Source organism: Actinomadura livida, assembly GCF_014648675.1.
GTDB classification, from domain to species: Bacteria; Actinomycetota; Actinomycetes; order Streptosporangiales; family Streptosporangiaceae; genus Spirillospora; species Spirillospora livida.
Genome location: NZ_BMRO01000011.1, coordinates 277283 through 297838, shown reverse-complemented (window position 1 = coordinate 297838; position 20556 = coordinate 277283). Strand labels below are relative to the sequence as shown.

Below are 20556 nucleotides of genomic sequence, written 5' to 3'. Positions count from 1 at the left end.
TCAAACGCCGCCCGGCTCGGCCGCGGCGACCCGCGGGTTGGCCGACAGGTGCTGCCCGACGCGGGTGACCAGCATCGCCATCTCGTAGGCGATGACCCCGAGGTCGGCGTCGGCGGAGGCGAGGACCGCCAGGCAGGCGCCCTTCCCGGCGGCGGTGACGAACAGGAACGACGACTCCATCTCCACGATCGTCTGCCGGACGGGCCCGCCGCCGAACGTCTCCCCGGCTCCGCGGGCGAGGCTCTGGAAGCTCGCGGCCACCGCGCTCAGGTGGTCGGACTCCTCGCGGGCCAGCCCGCTGGACGCGGCCATCTTCAGGCCGTCGCCCGACAGCACCACCGCGTTCTGCACCGGGGCGACCCGCTGGACCAGGCTGTCGAGGAGCCAGTCCAGCTCACCGCCTCCGCCCGGGACCTCGGCGCCGGGGTACTGGGCCTCTGTCATGGGGTGTCGTCCTCCTGGTCGGCTGGGTCTCGCGCGGCCTCCGCGTCGGCCGCGTCCTGTCTGCCAAGCTGCCAGCCACGCTGCATGGCGGACATCATCGATCGCAGTGCTTCGGGTGAGCGCGGGTCGTCCTCGTCCGGAACGGTCCCGGGAGCGGGCGCGCCGTCGCCGGCGGCCCGGTCCGGTGCCGCGGGCGGCGCCGCGTCCGGCGGGACGGGCGCGCCGAGCGGCATCCCGGCCGGCTCGGGTCCGCGCGGCGGGCGGGCGGGCTCCGCCGGCGGCGGGTCGGTCACCGGCGGGGACTGGCCCTGGGCGGCCAGGTGCTCGTCGACCCGCTGCTTGAGCTGGGGCGCCAGGTGCTGCTGCCGCCTGCGCTTGGGCAGCTCGCCCGGCTTCAGCGGCGGCGCCTCCGGGCTCGCCCGGGCGGGCTCGGGCGCCGGGCGCTCCGGTTCGGCCTGCGGCGCCTGCTCCGTCGCGGGCCCGTCGGCCCGCTCGGCCTCGACCAGGCGGACGACGCCGCCCGTGTCGGCCGCCGGCAGCGCCGGGGCCGCCCCGGAGGCCGGCTTGGAGGCCGACAGGGCCGGGGCGGCGCCCGGCAGCGTCTGCATGGGCCCGGTGAGGCGGCGCGCGGCCGGCTCGGTCTCCGGCTCGTCCACGATCAGCGAGGCGGGGATCAGCGCGATCGCGGTCGTCCCCCCGTACGGGGACTGGCGGAGCGTGACCTGGATGCCGTGCCGCTCGGCCAGCCGCGCCACGACGAACAGCCCGAGCTGCGCGCTGTCGGACGGGTCGAAGTCCGGCGGCCGGGCGAGCCGCGCGTTGGCGGCGCGCAGCGCCTCCTCGGTCATCCCGAGGCCGCGGTCCTCGACCTCGATCGCGAAGCCGTTGGCGACCGCGTGCCCGCTGACCCGCACCGGCGACTGCGGCGGCGAGAACGTGGTGGCGTTCTCCACGATCTCCGCCAGCAGGTGGATGACGTCGGCGACGGCGGAGCCGAGCAGCGCGACGCGCGGCAGCGGCTGCACCCGGACGCGCGGGTAGTCCTCGACCTCGGCGACCGCGCCGCGGACGACGTCCACCAGCGGCACCGGGCGGCGCCAGCCGCGGCCCGCCGTCTTGCCCGCGAGGATCACCAGGCCCTCGGCGTGCCGGCGCATCCGGGTCGCGAGGTGGTCGAGCCGGAACAGGTCCGACAGCTCCGACGGGTCCTCGGTGCGGCGCTCCATGGAGTCCAGGAGGCTGAGCTGGCGGTGCAGCAGCGCCTGGTTGCGGCGCGCGAGGTTGACGAACACCTCGCTGATGCCGCGGCGGGCCGCGGCCTCGCCCTCGGCCGACGCCACGACGGCCGCGCGGGCCCGGTCGAACGACTCGGCGATCTGCCGGATCTCGTTGATGCGGTAGTCGAGCTCGGGCTCCGGCTCGGGCTCGGCGGGCCGCCCGGCGCGGATCCGCTCCGCCAGCCGCGGCAGCCGCTCCTGGGTGAACTCGACCACGCCGCCGGCGAGCGCGCGGCACTCGCGGACCAGCCGCCGGGAGACCCGGACGGCGAAGAACGACGACAGCACGATCGCGAGCAGCCCCAGCCCGCCGGCGAGGGCGAGCCGCGTGAACGTGCCGATCGCGATGCCCTGGGCGTGCTCGGTGAGGTCGTCGAGAACGTCGTTCTCCAGCTCGAACAGCTGGCCGTGGACGGCGCTGCTCGCGCTGCTCCAGGCGGCGGGCTCGATGACGGTGACCTCCCGCGCACCGCCCTGCGCCCCCTCCGGGAGCGCGCCGTCTCCGGCGGCGGTCCCGCGCTCGGCGGCCGCCGCGGGCGGCTCGGCGCCGTGGATGACCTCGTTCTCCAGCCGCATCAGCTGCCGGGCCGGCGGGCCGCTCATCAGCCGCTCGTAGCGGGCGTGGAACCGGTCGGGCAGGTCGCGGGCGTTGTCCGCGTGGATCGTGTGGTGCGCCCCGACGAGCTTGGCGAACTCGGCGCGCTCGGCGGGCGAGATGCGGCCGGCGGCGAGCGCCCCGGTCAGCAGGGCGTCCTCGCGGGCCATGTACTCGCGGGCGCGGCCGAACGAGGTGAGCGTGCGGGCGCGCGCGGTGATCGAGCCGTCCGCCGGCGCGGTCGCGCTGTAGATCGCGAAGCCGGCGTCGATGAGCTCGTTGTACTCGCGCAGCACGTGCCCGCGCCCGGCGGCGCGGCCGTCGACGCTGCGGCGCAGCGCGTCGAGGCCGCCGAGCCTGGTGACGAGCCCGTCGATGCGGGTGACCACCTCGGGCAGGATCGTCTCGCGCATGCCCTGGTCGCGGCTGCCGGCGCGGACCTCCCGGGCCGCCTTGTCGGTGGCCCTGCGCTGCTCCTGGATCTCGCTCGCGGCGGCCGACCGGCCGTCGCCGAGCCAGGACATCGACAGGCGCCGCTCCTTCTGCAGGCCGTCGATGAGCCGCTGCGTGGGCAGCACCGACTTCTGCTGGAAGTTCCTGCTCTCCAGGAGCTGGTTCGCGTCGCCGTAGGTCATGCCGGTGAGGAGGACCCACAGCGAGGTCAACGCCAGCAGCGGGACGAGGACCAGCAGCGTGATCCTCGTCCGGATGGAGGAGAAACGGGGTGCGGCCATCACTGCTTCGGCACTCGGGGGCGGGACATGCGGGGGAAACCTCCCGATGCGTGGAGTACGGGGGTGTGCGGGAGCCTACTACGTCGCGGCTTCCCGGCGGTCGGGCGGACGCGGGCCGTCCGGCGCGTCCGGCGAGTCGGGCCAGGTCAGCACGTGCTCCATCAGCGCCACCAGAACCTCCTTCGATGATTCGCGCCGCCGGACGTCGCAGAGCAGCACGGGGACGTCCGGGTCCAGGTCGAGCGCTATCGCGACGTCCTCGGGCCGGTGCGTGCGCCGGCCGTCGAAGCAGTTCACGGCCACCACGAACGGGACGCCGCGGCGCTCGAAGTAGTCGATGGCGGCGAAGCTGCCGGTCAGCCGGCGCGTGTCGGCGAGCACGACCGCACCGATCGCGCCCGCGGCCAGCTCGTCCCACATGAACCAGAACCGCTCCTGCCCGGGCGTGCCGAACAGGTACAGCAGCAGCTGCTCCGAGAGGGTGATCCGCCCGAAGTCCATCGCGACGGTCGTGGTCGTCTTCGCGCCGACGCCGGACACGTCGTCGACCCCGACGCCGCGGTCGGTCAGCGGCTCCTCGGTGTGCAGCGGCCTGATCTCGCTGATCGAGCCGACCATCGTCGTCTTGCCGACCCCGAACCCGCCGGCGATCAGGATCTTCGTCGTGACGAGGGGACGGGCGCTCGTGCCGGTCCCGTCAGAGGGCGCGTAGGCCATTCAACACCTCCCGCAGCACTCCGTTCGGTGGGCGGCGGCCCCGGACGGGCTCCACCTCGGCGACCACCGCGATCAGTCCCTCGTCCCGCAGGTCGCCGAGCAGGACGCGGACGACGCCGATCGGCAGGCCCAGGTCGGCCGACAGCTCGACGACGGGCACCGGGCGCGCGCAGGCGCGCAGCACCCGCGCGTGGTCGGGGCTGTAGCGCAGCCGGTCGCCCGGGGGGACGCCGGTCGCCGCCACGACCGCGATCAGCTCGAAGCCCTCGCCCTCGGGACGGGTCCGCCCCCGGGTCATGGCGTACGGACGCACCAGCGGACCGGCCTCCCGGTCCAGCCACCGCTCTGAGGAGGCCATGGCCGCTCACCGGCTCCGCGGCGAGGTCCCCCCGGCGCTTCCGAAGCCCTCACCCGCCGTCTCGTGCTCGGCTCCGAACCTGGGGCTCGCCTGCAGGTGCTGGCCGACCCGCTTGACCAGCACCGCCATCTCGTAGGCGACGAGGCCGGCGTCGGCCTCCGCGTCGGCCAGCACGGCGAGGCAGGTGCCGTCGCCGGCGGCCGTCACGAACAGCAGCAGCGCGTCCATCTCGATGATGGTCTGCCGCACGTTCCCGCCGGCGAAGTGCCGGCCCGCGCCGCGCGCCAGGCTCTGCACGCCGGACGCCAGCGCGGACAGGTGCTCGGCGTCCTCGCGGCCCAGGTCGGTGGAGGCCGCGATGGCCAGGCCGTCCCGGGACAGGATCACCGCCTGCCGCACCGCCGTCACCCGCCCGGCGAAGTCGTTGAGCAGCCAGTTCAGCTCACCGGTCGCGGTGTGGTGCATCATCGCTCCCCTTCGTCGCCCACGTTCGACGCGCGCCCGCGCCGCCATCCCTGCTGTATCGATGCCATCAGCGAACGTGCCTCCTCAGGCGAGCGGGCGATGCCCCCTGACGCACCGCCGTCGAGGCGGGGCGGGGGCGGCGGGGGGCGCTTGCGGAGCTGCGGGGCCAGGTTCTCCTGCCGCACCCGGCGGGGCAGCCCGGCGTGGGTGCCCGCGGGCTGCCAGTCCTCCCGGGTGTCGTCGACCACGTCCGCGTCCACGATCTCGTCGGCGTCCACGACCTCGGCCGGGCCTCCGCCGGAGTGAGCACCGGCGTCCTCGCGGGCCTCCCCGGCCGCGTCGGTGACGATCTCCGGGACGATCTCCGGGACGATCTCCGGGACGGGCACGGCCTCGTCCGACCAGGGGTTCGGCCGGGGCCCGGACGGGGTGCCGGGCCCGGTCTCGCCGGGCGTGCCCCACGACACCGCGGGGGCGGACAGCTCGGGCAGCACGGGCGGCGCCTCCATGGGCCCGTCTGTGCCGTGCTCGCCAGAGCCGTGCTCGCCGCTGCCGTACCCGCCGGCGTCCTCCGCGCGCAGGCGCCGCTCGTGCGGCTCGGCGGCGGGCAGCGACGCGAACCGCCCGGACTCGTCGGTCTCCCGCAGCGGGACGACCGACTCCGAGCGCGGCGCGGGCACCAGCGCGGCCTCGCGCGGCTCCCCGGCCCGGCCGTGCGCCGCGCCGTCGTCCGCGAAGTGGTCCCCGGGCTCGATCTCGGCGGACGCCTCGGCCGCCGCCATCTGCTCGGCGGGCACCACCAGCTCGTGCGGCAGCAGCACGATCGCGGTCACGCCGCCGTACGGGGACCGCTGCAGCGACACGGTGATGTCGTGCCGGGCGGCGAGCCGCGCGACGACGAACAGCCCCAGCTGGTCGGTGTCGACGAGGTCGTACTCGGGCGGCTCGGCCAGCCGCCGGTTCGCCTCCTCGAGCAGTTCGGGCCGGACGCCGAGGCCGCGGTCCTCGATCTCGACGGCGAACCCGGTGCCGACGCGCTCGGCCATCACCCGGACCTCGGTGGTCGGCGGGGAGAACGTCGCCGCGTTCTCCAGCAGCTCGGCCAGCAGGTGGACGACGTCGGTGACGGCCGCGCCGACCAGGCCGTCCGCGGACTCGGTGAGGACGGTCACCCGGGTGTAGTCCTCGATCTCCGAGACGGCCGCGCGCAGCACGTCGGCGAAGCGCACCGGGTGCCGCCAGCCGCGGCCCGGCGTGGCGCCGGACAGGATGATCAGGCTCTCCGCGTGCCGCCGCATGCGGGTGGTGAGGTGGTCGATCCGGAACAGGTCTTCCAGGTCGTCGGGCTCGGCGCGGCTCTCCAGCGCGTCCAGCATCGTCAGCTGGCGGTGCAGGAGCGACTGGTTGCGGCGGGCGATGTTCAGGAAGATGCGGCTGACGCCCGCCCGCAGCTCGGCCTGGCCGACTGCCGCGTCGACGGCGGTGCGCTGCACCTTGGAGAACGACTCGGCGAGCTGGGCGACCTCGGCGGTGCGGCCCGCCGCCAGGGGCGGCGCCTCGGCGGCGACGTCCACCCGCTGGTTGCGGCTCAGCCGGTCGACGATGGCGGGCAGCCGGCGGTCGGCGAGCTCCTCGGCGGAGCCGCGCAGCCCGACCAGCTCGCGGACGAACCCCCGCGCGACCCGCAGCGACAGCAGCACCGAGACGAGGATCGCCAGCAGGCCGAGGCCGCCGACGACGCCGAGCCGGACGTAGGCGTCGCGGCCGAGCCGGTCGGCGTCCTCGCCCGCGAGCCGGGAGTTGCTGAGCAGCATGTCGTTGGTCCGCAGCACCAGCTGCTGCGCCGTCCGCTGCCACTCCTCCGCGCCGATGGGCAGCGGCCTGCGCGGGTCGGCGTCGGCGATCCGGTCCTCGATGCCCCGGAAGCTCTGGTAGAGCGGGGACGCGAACACGGGCGCGGTCGTCGTCGCGTAGACCTCCCGGTCGAGGAGCGAGCGCTGCCTGGTCCAGTGCCAGCGCTGCTCGCCGATCATCTCGACGAACATCCGGTGCTCGGGCGCCGTCATCCGGCCCCCGGTGATGAGGGCGGAGGCGATCAGCGCGTTCTCGCGCTGCAGCAGTTCGATGGCGCGGCCGGCGTGCCGGGTCGCGAGCGTCGCGTTGTACAGGTCGGAGTCGTCGATGTCGAGGCGGTCGTACACCCGGTGCACGTCGTCGACCATGGTGCCGTAGTAGTTGATCGCGGTCAGCCGCTCGATGGAGCGCGCGTCGATGCCCGTCCGCAGGCCGGTGAGCCCGCCGAGCCCCCGGATGACCTGCTCGACGCGCTCCTCCAGTCCTGCGGGCATGGCGTCCCGGGCGGCCTCGGAGGTGGCCTCCCGCCGGAAGTGCTCGATGGCCGCGTCCAGGCGCTTGCGCTGCTGGTCGAGCGCGGGCGGCGTGGACGGCGCGCTCTCGCGCGGGGTGCTGAGGAACACGGCGGACGCCTGGCGCTCCTTGCCCAGCTCCACCAGCACGGCCTGGCCGGTCGGCGCCAGCAGGCGGTCGAGCGTGTGGTAGTTGCGGTGGGCGAGCGCGTCCCGGCCGGTGGTGTTGGCCGCGTAGCCCCACAGCGCGACGAGGGACAGCAGCGGGACCAGCAGCAGCGCGGTCACCCGCGTGCTGATCGACCGCGTGCGGGTCGAGCGGGCGCGGATCGGGTGCGTGCGCCGGTGGCCGGCCGCTTCGGCAGGGCGGCGCTCATCGGTCTTCGCCGTGGTGTCCTGGGGGGCGTCCCCCCTGGATGAAACGAAATCCATGTGACCTCGAACGTTCCGGCGCGGAGGGTCCCTGGATCATAAAGGCGGTGCGTGACGGGGCCGCAACCCCTTTGGCGCCTTTCGGACGCATTGGGACCATTCCGTGTCACCTGCGGCTATGCGTCCGGCCGGGAGGATGCCGCCGAACCTCCACAAAGAGATTGCGGCAAATCCGGACAAGTTACTTCATTTCCCCCTGTCGTCCCGGGGCGGATGCGCCATACTGTGCTCCTTCACCCCACGCTCGCGTCGCGGCCGGAACGGGAAGGAGATCGGCGATCCATACAGGCAACGACGGCGGCCGGAACGAGGGCGCCCGCACCGGCCCGCCGGACATGACCGGCCTGGGCGGAAGGCCGACGCACGGGCCGCAGGGCGTTACGATGCCCGCCGTGAGTCCCGAAAGCCAGGCATCCGAGGCACTTCCGTCCCGACGGCGCCGCACGCCCCGCGGCGGCCGCCACCGCGGCGACGAGTCCTTCCTGCTGCCCCCCGGATCCCCAGCGCTCGTCCTGGCCGTCCCCGGCCACGCCCGGCAGGCCGGCGCCGAGGTCGCCCACGAACTCGCCCGCCTCGTCGAGATCGAGCACACCGGCCAGCCGGCCTACCTCGCGCACCTGGAGGGCGAGGAGGCGAACCTGAACGCCGTCCTCGCCGGGCTGCGGCGCGACGAGGACGCCCCTGCGGCGGTGGTCGTCCCGCTGTCCACCGGCCCCGACCGGGCCATGGACGCCGCCGTCCACGCCGCCGTCGCCGGCTCCCCCGCCCGCGCCGTCGCCGCCGAGCCCCTCGGCCCCCACCCGCTGATCGCCGAGGCGCTGCACGACCGCCTCGCCGACGCCGGCCTGGCCCGCGCCGACCGGATCCGGCTGATGACGATGGTGACCGCCGCGTCCGGCTTCATCATCGCCACCCCCGGAGACGCCGCCGCAGTCCGGCAGGCCGAGGTCACCGGCGTGCTCCTCGCCTCCCGGCTCGCGGCCCCCGTCTTCACCGCCTCGCTGAACGACGTGGCGTCGGTCAAGGCCGCCGCGGAGCAGCTCCACGCGGCGGGCGCCACGTCCATCGCCGTCGCGCCGCACCTGATCGGCACCGAGCCGGAGACCGGCCTGATCGCCCCCGCCGCGGCCTCCGTGGGCTCCGTGGGCTCCGCCCACTCGGCCCCCCTGGGCCCCCACCCGGCCCTGGCACGCCTGGCCGCACTCCGCTACGTAGAGGCGCTGTCTTCGGCCCTGGCTCAGTAGTCCAGGGGTGCGACCCCCCTGGAACCCCCCGTTGCGCACGGGGCGCCGTTTCCCGATCCGCTCCGCGTCTCGTGAAACGGCGCCCCGTGCGTCGGGTGGGGATCAGCGGTTCTTGAACTTCGGGGGGCGTTTCTCCATGGTCGCGGTCATGCCCTCGGGGAGGTCTTCGGTGAAGAAGGCCAGGGTCTGTACCGCGGTCTCGGCCTGGAGCTGGGCGCGGAGGCCAGGGGCGTCCAGGGCCGTGTTGAGCAGTTCCTTCGTGCGGCGCAGGCCGTACGGGGACTTCGCGAGCAGTTCGTCGGCCAGGGCGTGGGCGGCCTCCAGGTCCGCGCCCTCGGCGCTGACCTCGGTGACGAGGCCGAGGGCCTCGGCGCGGGACACGTCCAGCCGCTGGGCGCGGTAGAAGATCTCCGCGGCCCTGGCCGGGCCGACCAGCCGGGGCAGCAGCCAGGACAGGCCGCAGTCGCCGGCCGACAGGCCGAGGTTCACGAACGGCACGACGAACCGGGTCGTCGGGTCGGCGACCCGCATGTCGCAGGCCAGCGCCCAGGACACCCCCATGCCCGCGACGGGGCCGTGCAGGGCCGCGATCACCGGCTGCGGGATCTCCCGCAGCCGCGCGGTGACCTCGCCGCCCCGGCCGATGCCCCGGTAGAGGCGCTGGACGCGTCCCTCCGAGCTCTCCTGCCCCGGGTCGCCGCCCTGGATGTCCATGCCCGAGCAGAAGCCGCGGCCCTCGCCGGTGAGCACGACCACCTGGGTGTCGGGGTCGCGCGCCAGCTCGTTGAGGACGTCGAGCATCTCCTCGGTCAGCGCGCCGTCGACGGCGTTCAGACGCTCCGGCCGGGACAGGGTGATGGTCAGCACCCCGTCCCGGCGGTCGAGCTTGATCCCGCCCAACGTCTAGGAGGTGAGCTGCTGGATGAGGGGGCCCATCTGCTCGCCCACGTTCTTGAAGACGGTCAGCGGCTCGGCGGCGTTGATGGCCGCCCAGTTGTCCCGGACGTCCTCGACGCTCAGCGTCTCCTTCTGCCCGTAGCCGGGGCCCTCCGCCACGAAGATCTTCGCGATGCGGCCGCCGCCGACGGTGTAGACCTCGCCGGAGTCCTCGTTGCTCTCGTGGACGAGGTAGGCGACCAGCGGCGTGACCTGGTCGACGCCGAGCTTGTCGGCGAAGTCGGCGGGGAGCAGGTCCTCGGTCATCCGGGTCCAGGCGACCGGGGCGATCGCGTTGGCCTTGATGTTGTACTTGGCGCCCTCCTGCGCGAGGGTCTTGGTGAAGCCGACGAGGCCCATCTTGGCCGTGGCGTAGTTCGCCTGCCCGAAGTTGCCGAACAGGCCCGCGGGCGAGGACGTGTTGACGATCCGGCCGTAGCCCTGCTCGCGCAGCTGCGACCAGGCGGCGCTGGAGACGAGGAACGAGCCCCGCAGATGGACGGCGATGACCGCGTCGAACTCCTCCGGCGACATGTTCTTGAACGACTTGTCGCGCAGGATCCCCGCGTTGTTGATGACGATGTCGACCTTGCCGAACTCGTCCAGCGCCGTCTTGATGATCGCCTGCGCGCCCTCGGGGGTCGCCACGTTGTCGGGGTTGGCGACGGCCTCGCCGCCGTTCTTCTTGATCTCGTCCACGACCTCCTGGGCGGGGCCGGCGGAGGCGCCGACACCGGACCGGTCGCCGCCGAGGTCGTTCACGACGACCTTGGCGCCGCGCGCGGCGAGCTCCAGCGCGTGCTGGCGGCCGAGGCCGTGCCCGGCCCCGGTCACGACCGCCACGCGGCCGTCGTAGCGCAGTTCCGACATCCCTGTCTCCTCACATCGCACCGACTTCGCCCCCTAGGAAACCACCCGGGGGTTACCCAGTGGTACCACTAAACCGAATCCCGCTCGGCCGCGGCCCCCGGTCTTTCTTCCCGCCCGCGCCGCCGCGCAGTCCTGTGCGCCGCGGGACCCGAGCGAAAGATGCGGTAAATGCCGCTTTCGCCGGGGCGGTCGGCGTAGTCTCCTCCCGTACGGGTCCACTCATCGACGCCGCGAGGAACAACGGAGGTTCCGTCTCGATGAGCACAGCCGACGCGTTTCCCCAGGGCCCGCGCCCCTACCGAGTCGTCCAGTGGGCGACGGGCGCGGTCGGCCGGAGCGTGATCAGAGGGGTCCTCGCCCGGGACGACATGGAGCTGGCCGGCGTCTGGGTGCACGCGCCCGAAAAGGCCGGAACCGACGCCGGTGTCCTCGCCGGACGCGACCCCGCCGGAATCATCGCGACCGGCGACCTCGACGACATCCTCGCCCTCGACGCCGACTGCGTCGTCTACGCGCCGAGCCCGACGCCCGACAGGTCCGCCGAACTCGACCTCGTCTGCGCGCTGCTGTCGTCGGGCAAGAACGTCGTCTCCCTGAACGGCTTCCTCTACCCCGGGGCGCACGGCCCGCACTACGTGAACGAACTGGAGCAGGCGTGCAAGCGGGGCCGCGCCTCGGTGCACGGCAGCGGGATCAGCAACGGCTTCATGGCCGACGCCATGCCGCTGATGCTGACGCGGCTGTCCCGGCGGATCACCCACGTCTACGCCCGGGAGGTCTCCGACTTCGCGCTGCACCCGTCCTGGCGGATGGTCCACCACATGCTCGGCTTCGGCAAGGACGAGGACGCCTACCGGCGCGCGCTGCGGCCGGCCCGCACCGCGATGAGGGCGCTGTACTCCGAGAGCCTGCACCTGGTCGCCGCCGGGCTCGGGATCGACCTGGACGAAGTCGACCTCGACGTCGACCACCGGCTCGCCCGCACCGACCTCACCACCGCCGCCGGGCCGATCCCGCGCGGGACGGTCGCGGCCGCCCGCTGGAGGTTCAGCGGCCTGGCCGGCGGACGCCCCGTGATCACCATCGAGGTCGTGCACAAGGCCAGCGCCGGGGAGATGTGCGAGGAGTGGGGCCGTCCCGGGTACTCGCTCCGGGTGGACGGCGAGCCCTCCCTCACGCTGGCGGCCGACAGCGAGTGGGTGTCCGATCCGATCTCCGCCGCCACCGCCCACGCGCTGAACGCCGTCCCGGCCGTCTGCGCCGCCGAGCCGGGCATCCGCACCCACCTCGACCTCCCGATGATCGGCGGCCGGATGCGGGTCTGAGCGCGGCGGCTATCGTGGGCGGCGGGCCCGTCGACGGAGGGAGCACGACATGAGCGTCCAGGAGGTCGAGGGAGGCCGGTTCGTCCGGCAGGCGAACCGCTTCACCGAGCGGATCACCGCGGACGGGTCGAGCGGCCTGCCCGCCGAGCCCGGCCGCTACCGGCTCTTCGTCTCGTACGCGTGCCCGTGGGCGCAGCGCAGCCTGATCGTCCGGCGCCTGCTCGGCCTGGAGGACGCGATCAGCGTCGCCGTCGTCGACCCGATCCGAGACGAGCGCGGCTGGCGCCTCCCGGAGCGCGACCCCGTCACCGGCGCGGTGTTCCTCTCGGAGCTGTACCTCGGCACCGATCCGTCGTTCGAGGGCCGCTACACCGTCCCGTGCGTCTGGGACACCGAGACCGGGCGCCTGGTCACCAACGACTTCCCGAACATCACCACGATGATGGAGACGGAGTTCACCGCGCATCACCGCCCGGACGCGCCCGACCTTTACCCGGAGGCGCTCCGCCCCCAGATCGACGAGCTGAACGACCTCGTCTACCGGACCGTCAACAACGGCGTCTACAAGTCCGGGTTCGCCACCGCCCAGGACGCCTACGAGGACGCGGTGGACGCCCTCTTCGCCACGCTCGACCATCTGGAGGAGCGCCTCTCCGGCCGCCGCTACCTGTTCGGCGACGAGATCACCGAGGCCGACGTCCGGCTGTACCCGACGCTCGCGCGCTTCGACGCCGTGTACTACTCGCACTTCAAGTGCAACGTGCGGCACCTGACGGACTACCCGAACCTGTGGGGCTACGCCCGCGACCTGTACTCGGTCCCCGCGTTCGGCGAGACCACGAACTTCGACCACATCAAGCGCCACTACTACGTGACGCAGCGCAACATCAACCCGTCCGGGGTCGTCCCCAAGGGCCCCTTCATCGACTGGACCGCACCGCACGATCGGGATCGCTGACCTCGGCACGTCGTTATGCTGACGAACCGCAAACAGCCGCAACGAGAGAGACGAACCCGACCATGCGTAGTCAGTTCTTCGGAAACATGGACCAGGGGCAGCAGCTCCCCGGCCACTTCGCCCTCCAGAACTCCAAGATGCTCCGGATCCACCTCAACGGCGACGTCCTGGCGCGCCAGGGCTCCATGGTGGCCTTCCAGGGCCAGATGGAGTTCGACTACGAGGGCTCCGGCGGCATCGGCAAGTTCATGAAGAAGGCCCTCACCGGCGAGGGCGTCCCGACGATGCGCGTGAAGGGCCAGGGCCTGCTGTTCGTCGCCAACGACGCCGACGACATCCACCTGTTCTACCTGGAGAACGAGGGACTGACCGTCAACGGCGCCAACATCCTCGCCTACGACGCGCACCTGCAGTCCGACATCCAGCGCGTCCAGGGCGCGGGCATCGCCGCGGGCGGCCTGTTCAACACCACGCTCACGGGCACCGGCTGGGTCGCCCTGACCACGCACGGCACCCCCGTCATGCTCGACGCCGGCCGCGCCCCCACCTTCGTGGACGGCCAGTCCGCCGTCGCGTGGAGCACCGGCCTCCAGGTGGGCGTCAACCGCACCTTCAAGGCGGGCGCCCTCATCGGCCGCGGTAGCGGCGAGGCCATGCAGCTCGCCTTCCAGGGCCAGGGCTTCGTCCTGGTCCAGGCCAGCGAAGGCCCCACGGTGGCCCCCCACACGCACTGAGTTGATTGCAGTGCCCTTGGCGGTCGGGCCTTGGAGGCCCTCCCTTCAACGGGCACTGCGTGCGATCGCTGCATCGCTCCGGCTCGCCTGGCGGCTCGCTGCGCGATCAGGTTCCTCGCAAGCTCGAAACCTGCCTTCGGACGCGATCGCAGACGTTGAGGTTGTTGCGGGGTTGCTGTGGTGGCCGGTGTAGTCGCGCCGCTGGCGGGGCCGGGACGAGGCCCGCGGCCCGACCGCACGCGGGAGCCGATCGCCGAAGGCACTGCACAAGCGCACAGGGGCTGGAACGAGTAGCCTTGACGCGTCTAAGAAATTACCTGCGAGCTGCGGAAGAGGGCGATCTCCGCCGTGTCGACAGAGTCGTCGCAATCTAGTGCCGACCCAACGATGACTGACTTCGGTGCCAACGAGTGGCTGGTCGACGAGCTGTACCAGAAGTACCTCGAGGACCCGACCTCGGTTGATGAGGCTTGGTGGAGCTTCTTCTCGGATTACCAGCCGGACAGCCGGCCGGGTTCGGTGAAGTCCGCGTCCCCCGGGGCGCCCCAGGCACCCGACGGGAGCACCGCCCCGAAGTCCCCGAACGGTACCGCGGCCGCCCCGCCGACACCCGCGCGGCCGGTCGAGCCCCCCAAGGCCCCCTCGAAGGGCGCCCCGGCGAAGGGCAAGGCGAAGGCCGCGCCGAAGGCCGAAAAGAAGCCCGCGCCCCCGCCGGTGCCCGAGGGCGCCGAAGAGGTGCGGCTGCGCGGTGTCGCCGCCCGGACGGCCAGCAACATGGAGACGAGCCTGGGGGTGCCGACCGCGACGAGCGTGCGGACCATCCCGGCCAAGTTGCTGATCGACAACCGGATCGTCATCAACAACCACCTCAAGCGGGGCCGCGGCGGCAAGGTGTCGTTCACGCACCTGATCGGGTACGCGACGGTCAAGGCGCTCGCCGCGATGCCGGAGATGAACGCCGCGTACACCGAGGTGGACGGCAAGCCGGTCATGATCCGGCCGGAGCACGTGAACTTCGGGCTGGCGATCGACCTGCAGCGCGGCGACGGGACGCGGCAGCTGGTGGTGCCGAGCATCAAGGCCGCCGAGACGCTGGACTTCCGCCAGTTCTGGGCCGCCTACGAGGAGATCGTCCGCAAGGCGCGCAACAACAAGCTCACCATCGAGGACTACCAGGGCACCACGATCAGCCTGACGAACCCGGGCACGATCGGGACGGTGCACTCGGTGCCGCGGCTGATGGCCGGCCAGGGGGCGATCATCGGGGTCGGCTCGATGGAGTACCCGGCGGAGTTCGCGGGCGCGTCCAGCGACACGCTGTCGCGGATGGGGATCAGCAAGGTGATGACGCTGACCTCCACCTACGACCACCGGATCATCCAGGGCGCGCAGTCCGGCGACTTCCTGCGCCGCATCCACGAGCTGCTGCTCGGCGCGGACGGCTTCTACGACGAGATCTTCGAGGCGCTGCGCATCCCGTACGAGCCGGTGCGCTGGGTCAAGGACATCTCCGCGTCGCACGAGGACGACGTCGCGAAGGTCGCCCGCGTCCACGAGCTGATCCACGCCTACCGGGTGCGCGGCCACCTGATGGCCGACACCGACCCGCTGGAGTACAAGCAGCGGCGGCACCCCGACCTGGACATCCTGCAGCACGGCCTGACCCTGTGGGACCTGGAGCGCGAGTTCGCGACCGGCGGGTTCGGCGGCAAGGCCACGATGAAGCTGCGCGACATCCTCGGCGTGCTGCGGATGGCCTACTGCCGCACCGTCGGCATCGAGTACATGCACATCCAGGACCCCGAGGAGCGGGCCTGGATCCAGGAGCGCGTGGAGGTCCCGCACGACAAGCCGTCGCGCGAGGAGCAGCTGCACGTGCTGCGCCGGCTGAACAGCGCCGAGGCGTTCGAGACGTTCCTGCAGACGAAGTTCGTCGGGCAGAAGCGGTTCTCGCTGGAGGGCGGCGAGTCCGTCATCCCGCTGCTGGACTCGGTGATCTCGGCGGCGGCGAAGGCCAGCCTGGACGAGGTCGTCATCGGCATGGCGCACCGCGGCCGGCTGAACGTCCTCGCGAACATCGTCGGCAAGTCCTACGGGCAGATCTTCGGCGAGTTCGAGGGCAACCTCGACCCGCGCAGCGCGCAGGGCTCCGGTGACGTGAAGTACCACCTCGGCGCGTCCGGGGACTTCGTCGCCGACGACGGCTCCAAGATCCACTGCGAGCTGGTGGCGAACCCCTCGCACCTGGAGACGGTCGACCCGGTCCTGGAGGGCGTCGTCCGCGCCAAGCAGGACGTGCTGGACGTCGGCGAGGCCGGGTTCAGCGTGCTGCCCGTGCTGCTGCACGGCGACGCCGCGTTCGCGGGGCAGGGCGTGGTCGCGGAGACGCTGAACCTGTCGCAGCTGCGCGGCTACCGCACCGGCGGCAGCGTGCACGTCGTGATCAACAACCAGGTGGGCTTCACCACCGCGCCCGAGTACTCGCGGTCCAGCGTCTACTCCACCGACGTGGCCCGGATGATCCAGGCGCCGATCTTCCACGTCAACGGCGACGACCCGGAGGCGTGCGCGCGGGTCGCGCGGCTGGCCTTCGAGTACCGGCAGACGTTCAAGAAGGACGTCGTCATCGACATGGTCTGCTACCGGCGCCGGGGCCACAACGAGGGCGAGAACCCCTCGTTCACCCAGCCGCTGATGTACGACCTGATCGACGCGAAGCGCTCGGTGCGCAAGCTGTACACCGAGGCGCTGATCGGCCGCGGCGACATCACGGTCGAGGAGGCCGAGCAGGCGCTCCGCGACTACCAGGAGCAGCTGGAGCGCGCCTTCACCGAGACCCGCGAGGCGGTGAAGAAGCCGCAGGAGCCGGGCTCGGTCGTGAAGCCGGACGTCGAGGAGCGCATCCCGATCGACCACGGCAAGGCGCCGACGGCGATCCCGCAGGAGACCGTGAAGCGGCTGATCGAGTCGCAGGTCAGCCTGCCGGAGGGCTTCACCCCGCACCCGCGGCTGCAGCCGATCCTGCAGCGCCGCGCACAGATGATCGAGGACGACGCGATCGACTGGGCGACCGGCGAGCTGCTGGCGATGGGCTCGCTGCTGATCGACGGCCACCCGGTGCGGCTCGTCGGCCAGGACACCCGGCGCGGGACGTTCGGCCAGCGGCACGCGGTCCTCGTCGACCGCAAGACCGGCGAGGAGTACACCCCGCTCAAGCAGTTCGGGCAGGGCGTGTCGAAGTTCTACGTGCACGACTCGCTGCTCAGCGAGTACGCGGCGATGGGCTTCGAGTACGGCTACTCGATGACCCGCCCGGACGCGCTGGTCTGCTGGGAGGCCCAGTTCGGCGACTTCGCCAACGGCGCCCAGAACATCGTGGACGAGTACATCTCGTCGGGCGAGCAGAAGTGGGGCCAGCACTCCGGCGTCGTGCTGCTGCTGCCGCACGGCTACGAGGGGCAGGGACCGGACCACTCGTCGGCGCGCATCGAGCGCTACCTGCAGCTGTGCGCGCAGGACAACATGACCGTGGTGTACCCGACGACCCCGTCGAACTACTTCCACCTGCTGCGCTGGCAGGTGCTGTCGGGCCGGCACAAGCCGCTGGTCGTGTTCACGCCGAAGTCGCTGCTGCGGCTGAAGGCGGCGACGTCCGGCGTCGCGGAGATCACCGGCGGCGCGTTCCTGCCGGTGATCCCGGAGAGCGACCCGGCGATCGACCCGAAGGGCGTGCGGCGGGTGCTGCTCAGCACCGGCAAGATCTACTACGACCTGGTGAAGGCGCGGCAGAGCGCGGGCGCGACCGACACCGCGATGATCCGGATCGAGCGGCTGTACCCGCCGCCGGTGGACGAGATCAAGGCGGAGCTGGCCAAGTACCCGTCGGACGTCGAGGTCGTGTGGGTGCAGGACGAGCCGGCGAACATGGGCGCCTGGCCGTTCATGGCGCTGAAGCTGCCGCACCACATCGAGGGCCTGCGGATGTCGCGGGTGTCGCGTCCGGCGTCGTCGTCGCCGGCCGTGGGTTCGGCGAAGCTGCACCAGGCGGAGCAGGAGGCCCTCATCGCCCGGGTGTTCGGCGAGCAGAAGTAGTCGGTCGCCGGGGTCTCCCCCGGCGGAGATGACGTGGGTCCGAGGGCTCCGGTGCGCCGCACCGGAGCCCTCGGTGTCGTGGGCAGCATCGTAGGAAGTGGAAATCCAGAACCATGTACTTCACCGATCGGGGCATCGAGGAGCTGACGGACCGGCGCGGGGAGGAGGAGGTCAGCCTGACGTGGCTGGCGGAGCGGCTCCGCGAGTTCGTGGACCTCAACCCCGAGTTCGAGACGCCCGTCGACCGGCTCGCCACCTGGCTGGCGCGGCTGGACGACGAGGACGACGACGGGTGACCCCCGCCCCGGTTCCGGCCGGAAACGCGATACATCTTGACTTTTCAGCAACGCGACATATCGTGTTTACTGGTCACAGGACGCTCGGACGAAGGGGCAGAGCCCGATGTCGCGCTGGACGATCGACGAACCGACCACCCTCGACTTCGACGGCGTCGTCGCGCTGCGCGCCACGCTGATCGCGGGAGACGTCTCCGTGCTCGCCTCGGACGAGCGGCCGTCCGTGCTGGTCGGCGACGTCGAGGGCCCGCCGCTAGTGATCACCCATGAGGCCGGGATGCTGACGATCACCCACGAGAAGCTGTGGGAGGGCGTGCTGAGCTGGCTGCGCACCCAGAAGTGCCGCGCGTCCATCACGGTGACCGTCCCGCACGACTGCCCCGTCACCCTCAACCTGGTGTCGGCGGACGCGGTCGTGACCGGCATGAAGGCCCGCACGTCCATCAAGAGCGCCTCCGGCGACGTGACGCTCGACGAGGTCGCGGGCGCGATCGACGCCAACACCGTCTCCGGCGCGATCGAGGCGCAGGGCCTGGACGGGACGGTGTCGTTCACGTCCGTGGCCGGCGACCTGTCGCTGGCCGGCGGGTCGCTCGACCGGCTGGCGGCGCGGGCGGTCAGCGGGCGCATCGCCGCCGACGTCGACCTGGCGGCGGGCAGCCGCGTCGACGTCAACACCGTCTCCGGCGAGGTCGCGCTGCGCATCCCCGAGTCCGCGGACGCGCAGGTCATGCTGAACTCGGCCGCCGGGCGGATCGACACGTCCTTCCCCGAGCTCGGCGAGCAGGACCGGCCCGTGGCCCGCAGTGTCGCCGGGAAGCTCGGGAACGGCTCGGGACGGCTCACCGTCAACACCGTGTCCGGCCAGGTCACCCTCATCGGCCGCGACGACGCACCCGGCACCACCGCACCCCGGATGGAGAAGTGAGGACCACGTGAGCCCCGTTTTCGGCCACGGTCGCCTGCGGCTGTACCTGCTGAAGCTGCTGGAGGAGAGCCCGCGGCACGGCTACGAGGTGATCCGGCACCTGCAGGACCGGTTCCTCGGGGTCTACTCCCCCTCCCCCGGCACGATCTACCCGCGGCTGGCCCGGCTGGAGGCGGAGGGCCTGGTCACCCATGAGGTGATCAAGGGCAAGAAGGTGTACTCGCTGACCGACAAGGGCCGCGAGGAGCTGGAGCGCCGGATGGACGAGCTGGCGGACCTGGAGGAGGAGATCTCCGCGTCCGCCCAGGAGTTCGCGCGCGGGGTGCAGGAGGACGTCCGGCAGACCGTCCGGACGCTGCGCGAGGAGCTCACCCAGGCCGCCCGCACGATGCGCGACCAGGGCAAGGCCACGTCCAAGGAGGCCTGGAAGGAGACCGCCGACCGGCAGAAGGACGAGTGGCGGCGGCAGAAGGAGTACTGGCGCGAGCAGAAGCAGGCGTGGAAGGAGGAGTGGCGGCAGAACTGGGACGACGCGTGGAAGACCGCGACCGGCACCCGCGAGGACGTCGCCCGCCTCAAGCTGGAGCGCCTGCTCCGCACGTTCGTCGAGGACGTCCGCAAGTCCGCCACGGAGTCACGGCTGGACGATGACGGTCTCGCCGCCGTCCAGGCGATCCTCGACGAGGCCCGCGCCCGCCTGAACGACGAGGTCCTCCACCGGAAGCCCGGCAACAAGGACAAGGACGCGGACCCTGGCGAGAGCCGGGGCGGCGGCGCGCCGTGACCGGGACGCCCCGGCCACGCCGCCACCTGCTCACGGCGTGAAGACGACCTTCCCGAAGAGGTCGCCGGTCTCCATCGCGGCGAAGCCCTCCCTGGCCTGGCTCAGCGGGAGCGTCCGGTCGATCAGCGGCTTGGTCCCCGTCTTGACCAGGAATCGCGCCAGCCGCTCCAGCTGGTCGCGCGTCCCCATGGTCGAGCCGACCACCTGCAGCTGCAGGAAGAACACCCGGTTCAGCTCCGCGGGCGGCACCTGGCCGCTGGTGGCGCCCGACACCACGACCCGGCCGCCCGGCCGCAGCGACTTCAGCGAGTGCGACCACGTCGCCTGCCCGACCGTCTCGATGACGGCGTCCACCCGCTCGGGGAGCCGCGCGCCCGTCTCCAGGACCGCGTCCGCCCCGAGCTCCTGCGCCCGCTCGCGCTTGGCCTCGCTGCGGCTGGTCGCGTAGACGCGGAAGCCGGCGGCCGACGCGAGCGCGATCGCGGCGGTCGCGACGCCGCCGCCCGCGCCCTGCACCAGCACGGACGAGCCGGGCTGCAGCCCCGCCTTGTCGAACAGCATCCGGTAGGCGGTGAGCCACGCGGTCGGCAGGCAGGCCGCCTCCTCGAACGACAGCTCGGCGGGCTTCGGGACGAGGTTGCGCCGCGGCACCGCGACCCGCTCGGCCAGCGTCCCCGGATGGGTCTCCGACAGCAGCGACCGCTTCGGGTCGAGGGTCTCGTCGCCGCCGCCCCGCGCGGGGTCGCCGATCACCGAGTGGACGATGACCTCGTTGCCGTCCTCGTCGATCCCGGCCGCGTCGCAGCCGAGGATCATCGGGAGCTTGTCGGCGGGCAGGCCGACGCCCTTGAGCGACCACAGGTCGTGGTGGTTGAGCGCCGCGGCCTTCACCGTGACGGTCGTCCAGCCGTCCGGTACCTCGGGTTCGGGCGCCTCCCCCACGGTCAGCCCGGTCAGCGGATTGTCTGCGTCGATCTGCGTAGCGGTGACAGCGAACATGA

At 72.5% G+C, this 20556-nt stretch carries 17 protein-coding genes; 8 read left to right on the top strand and 9 right to left on the bottom strand.

Features of this window, described 5'->3' with window-relative positions; translation table 11 throughout:
* The 6 genes from IEZ03_RS26275 to IEZ03_RS26250 all read right to left on the bottom strand — a co-directional run bounded on the left by IEZ03_RS26275 (position 1) and on the right by IEZ03_RS26250 (position 7388).
* On the bottom strand, positions 1-444 hold the full coding sequence (locus tag IEZ03_RS26275; protein ID WP_132053276.1) for a roadblock/LC7 domain-containing protein: 444 nt from the start codon (positions 442-444) through the stop codon (positions 1-3).
* Positions 441-3050 carry a sensor histidine kinase gene (locus IEZ03_RS38635; protein WP_268248560.1) on the bottom strand — a complete coding sequence of 870 codons (2610 nt, stop codon included), beginning with the start codon at positions 3048-3050 and terminating at the stop codon, positions 441-443. Before IEZ03_RS38635 ends, IEZ03_RS26275 begins: the two co-directional genes overlap by 4 nt.
* A gap of 78 nt (positions 3051-3128) precedes the next feature.
* On the bottom strand, positions 3129-3767 hold the full coding sequence (locus tag IEZ03_RS26265; protein WP_184887371.1) for a GTP-binding protein: 639 nt from the start codon (positions 3765-3767) through the stop codon (positions 3129-3131).
* Positions 3748-4125 carry a DUF742 domain-containing protein gene (locus IEZ03_RS26260; RefSeq protein ID WP_184887373.1) on the bottom strand — a complete coding sequence of 126 codons (378 nt, stop codon included), beginning with the start codon at positions 4123-4125 and terminating at the stop codon, positions 3748-3750. Before IEZ03_RS26260 ends, IEZ03_RS26265 begins: the two co-directional genes overlap by 20 nt.
* 6 nt (positions 4126-4131) lie before the next feature.
* Positions 4132-4590, bottom strand: a complete 459-nt coding sequence (locus IEZ03_RS26255) for a roadblock/LC7 domain-containing protein (protein WP_132053284.1) — start codon at positions 4588-4590, stop codon at positions 4132-4134.
* A complete protein-coding gene (locus IEZ03_RS26250; RefSeq protein ID WP_184887375.1) occupies positions 4590-7388 on the bottom strand; it encodes a sensor histidine kinase in 2799 nt (932 codons plus the stop codon). Before IEZ03_RS26250 ends, IEZ03_RS26255 begins: the two co-directional genes overlap by 1 nt.
* Before the next feature lie 392 nt (positions 7389-7780).
* Here IEZ03_RS26250 and IEZ03_RS26245 point away from each other — a divergent pair, with 392 nt between their 5' ends.
* On the top strand, positions 7781-8632 hold the full coding sequence (locus tag IEZ03_RS26245; protein WP_184887377.1) for a sirohydrochlorin chelatase: 852 nt from the start codon (positions 7781-7783) through the stop codon (positions 8630-8632).
* Between the two features lie 102 nt (positions 8633-8734).
* Here IEZ03_RS26245 and IEZ03_RS26240 read toward each other — a convergent pair whose 3' ends face one another.
* Both IEZ03_RS26240 and IEZ03_RS26235 read right to left on the bottom strand, forming a co-directional pair.
* Complete coding sequence (locus IEZ03_RS26240; RefSeq protein WP_184887379.1) at positions 8735-9532, bottom strand: enoyl-CoA hydratase/isomerase family protein; 798 nt, start codon at positions 9530-9532, stop codon at positions 8735-8737.
* 3 nt (positions 9533-9535) lie between these two features.
* Positions 9536-10438, bottom strand: coding sequence for an SDR family oxidoreductase (locus tag IEZ03_RS26235; RefSeq protein ID WP_132049083.1), 903 nt, complete (start codon positions 10436-10438; stop codon positions 9536-9538).
* Positions 10439-10695: 257 nt separating this feature from the next.
* On the opposite strand from IEZ03_RS26235, the gene IEZ03_RS26230 reads away from it, so the two are divergent.
* The 7 genes from IEZ03_RS26230 to IEZ03_RS26200 all read left to right on the top strand — a co-directional run bounded on the left by IEZ03_RS26230 (position 10696) and on the right by IEZ03_RS26200 (position 19555).
* On the top strand, positions 10696-11763 hold the full coding sequence (locus IEZ03_RS26230; RefSeq protein WP_184887381.1) for an NAD(P)H-dependent amine dehydrogenase family protein: 1068 nt from the start codon (positions 10696-10698) through the stop codon (positions 11761-11763).
* 49 nt (positions 11764-11812) lie between these two features.
* Positions 11813-12721, top strand: coding sequence for a glutathione S-transferase family protein (locus IEZ03_RS26225; RefSeq protein ID WP_184887383.1), 909 nt, complete (start codon positions 11813-11815; stop codon positions 12719-12721).
* A 62-nt stretch (positions 12722-12783) separates the two neighbouring features.
* Entirely contained in the window at positions 12784-13455 is a 672-nt protein-coding gene (locus IEZ03_RS26220; protein ID WP_184887385.1) for an AIM24 family protein, read from the top strand.
* A 387-nt stretch (positions 13456-13842) separates the two neighbouring features.
* Complete coding sequence (locus tag IEZ03_RS26215) at positions 13843-17547, top strand: multifunctional oxoglutarate decarboxylase/oxoglutarate dehydrogenase thiamine pyrophosphate-binding subunit/dihydrolipoyllysine-residue succinyltransferase subunit (RefSeq protein ID WP_229808586.1); 3705 nt, start codon at positions 13843-13845, stop codon at positions 17545-17547.
* 113 nt (positions 17548-17660) lie between these two features.
* Positions 17661-17843 (top strand): DUF6104 family protein, encoded by a 183-nt coding sequence (locus tag IEZ03_RS26210; protein WP_132049073.1) that lies wholly within the window; start codon positions 17661-17663, stop codon positions 17841-17843.
* A gap of 106 nt (positions 17844-17949) precedes the next feature.
* Positions 17950-18771: a DUF4097 family beta strand repeat-containing protein gene (locus IEZ03_RS26205; protein ID WP_184887389.1), complete on the top strand. Its 822-nt coding sequence runs from the start codon at positions 17950-17952 to the stop codon at positions 18769-18771.
* 7 nt (positions 18772-18778) lie between these two features.
* Positions 18779-19555 (top strand): PadR family transcriptional regulator, encoded by a 777-nt coding sequence (locus IEZ03_RS26200; RefSeq protein ID WP_184887391.1) that lies wholly within the window; start codon positions 18779-18781, stop codon positions 19553-19555.
* A gap of 30 nt (positions 19556-19585) precedes the next feature.
* On the opposite strand, the gene IEZ03_RS26195 is transcribed toward IEZ03_RS26200, so the two are convergent.
* Complete coding sequence (locus IEZ03_RS26195) at positions 19586-20554, bottom strand: zinc-binding dehydrogenase (RefSeq protein WP_184887393.1); 969 nt, start codon at positions 20552-20554, stop codon at positions 19586-19588.
* Between the last annotated feature and the right edge of the window lie 2 nt (positions 20555-20556).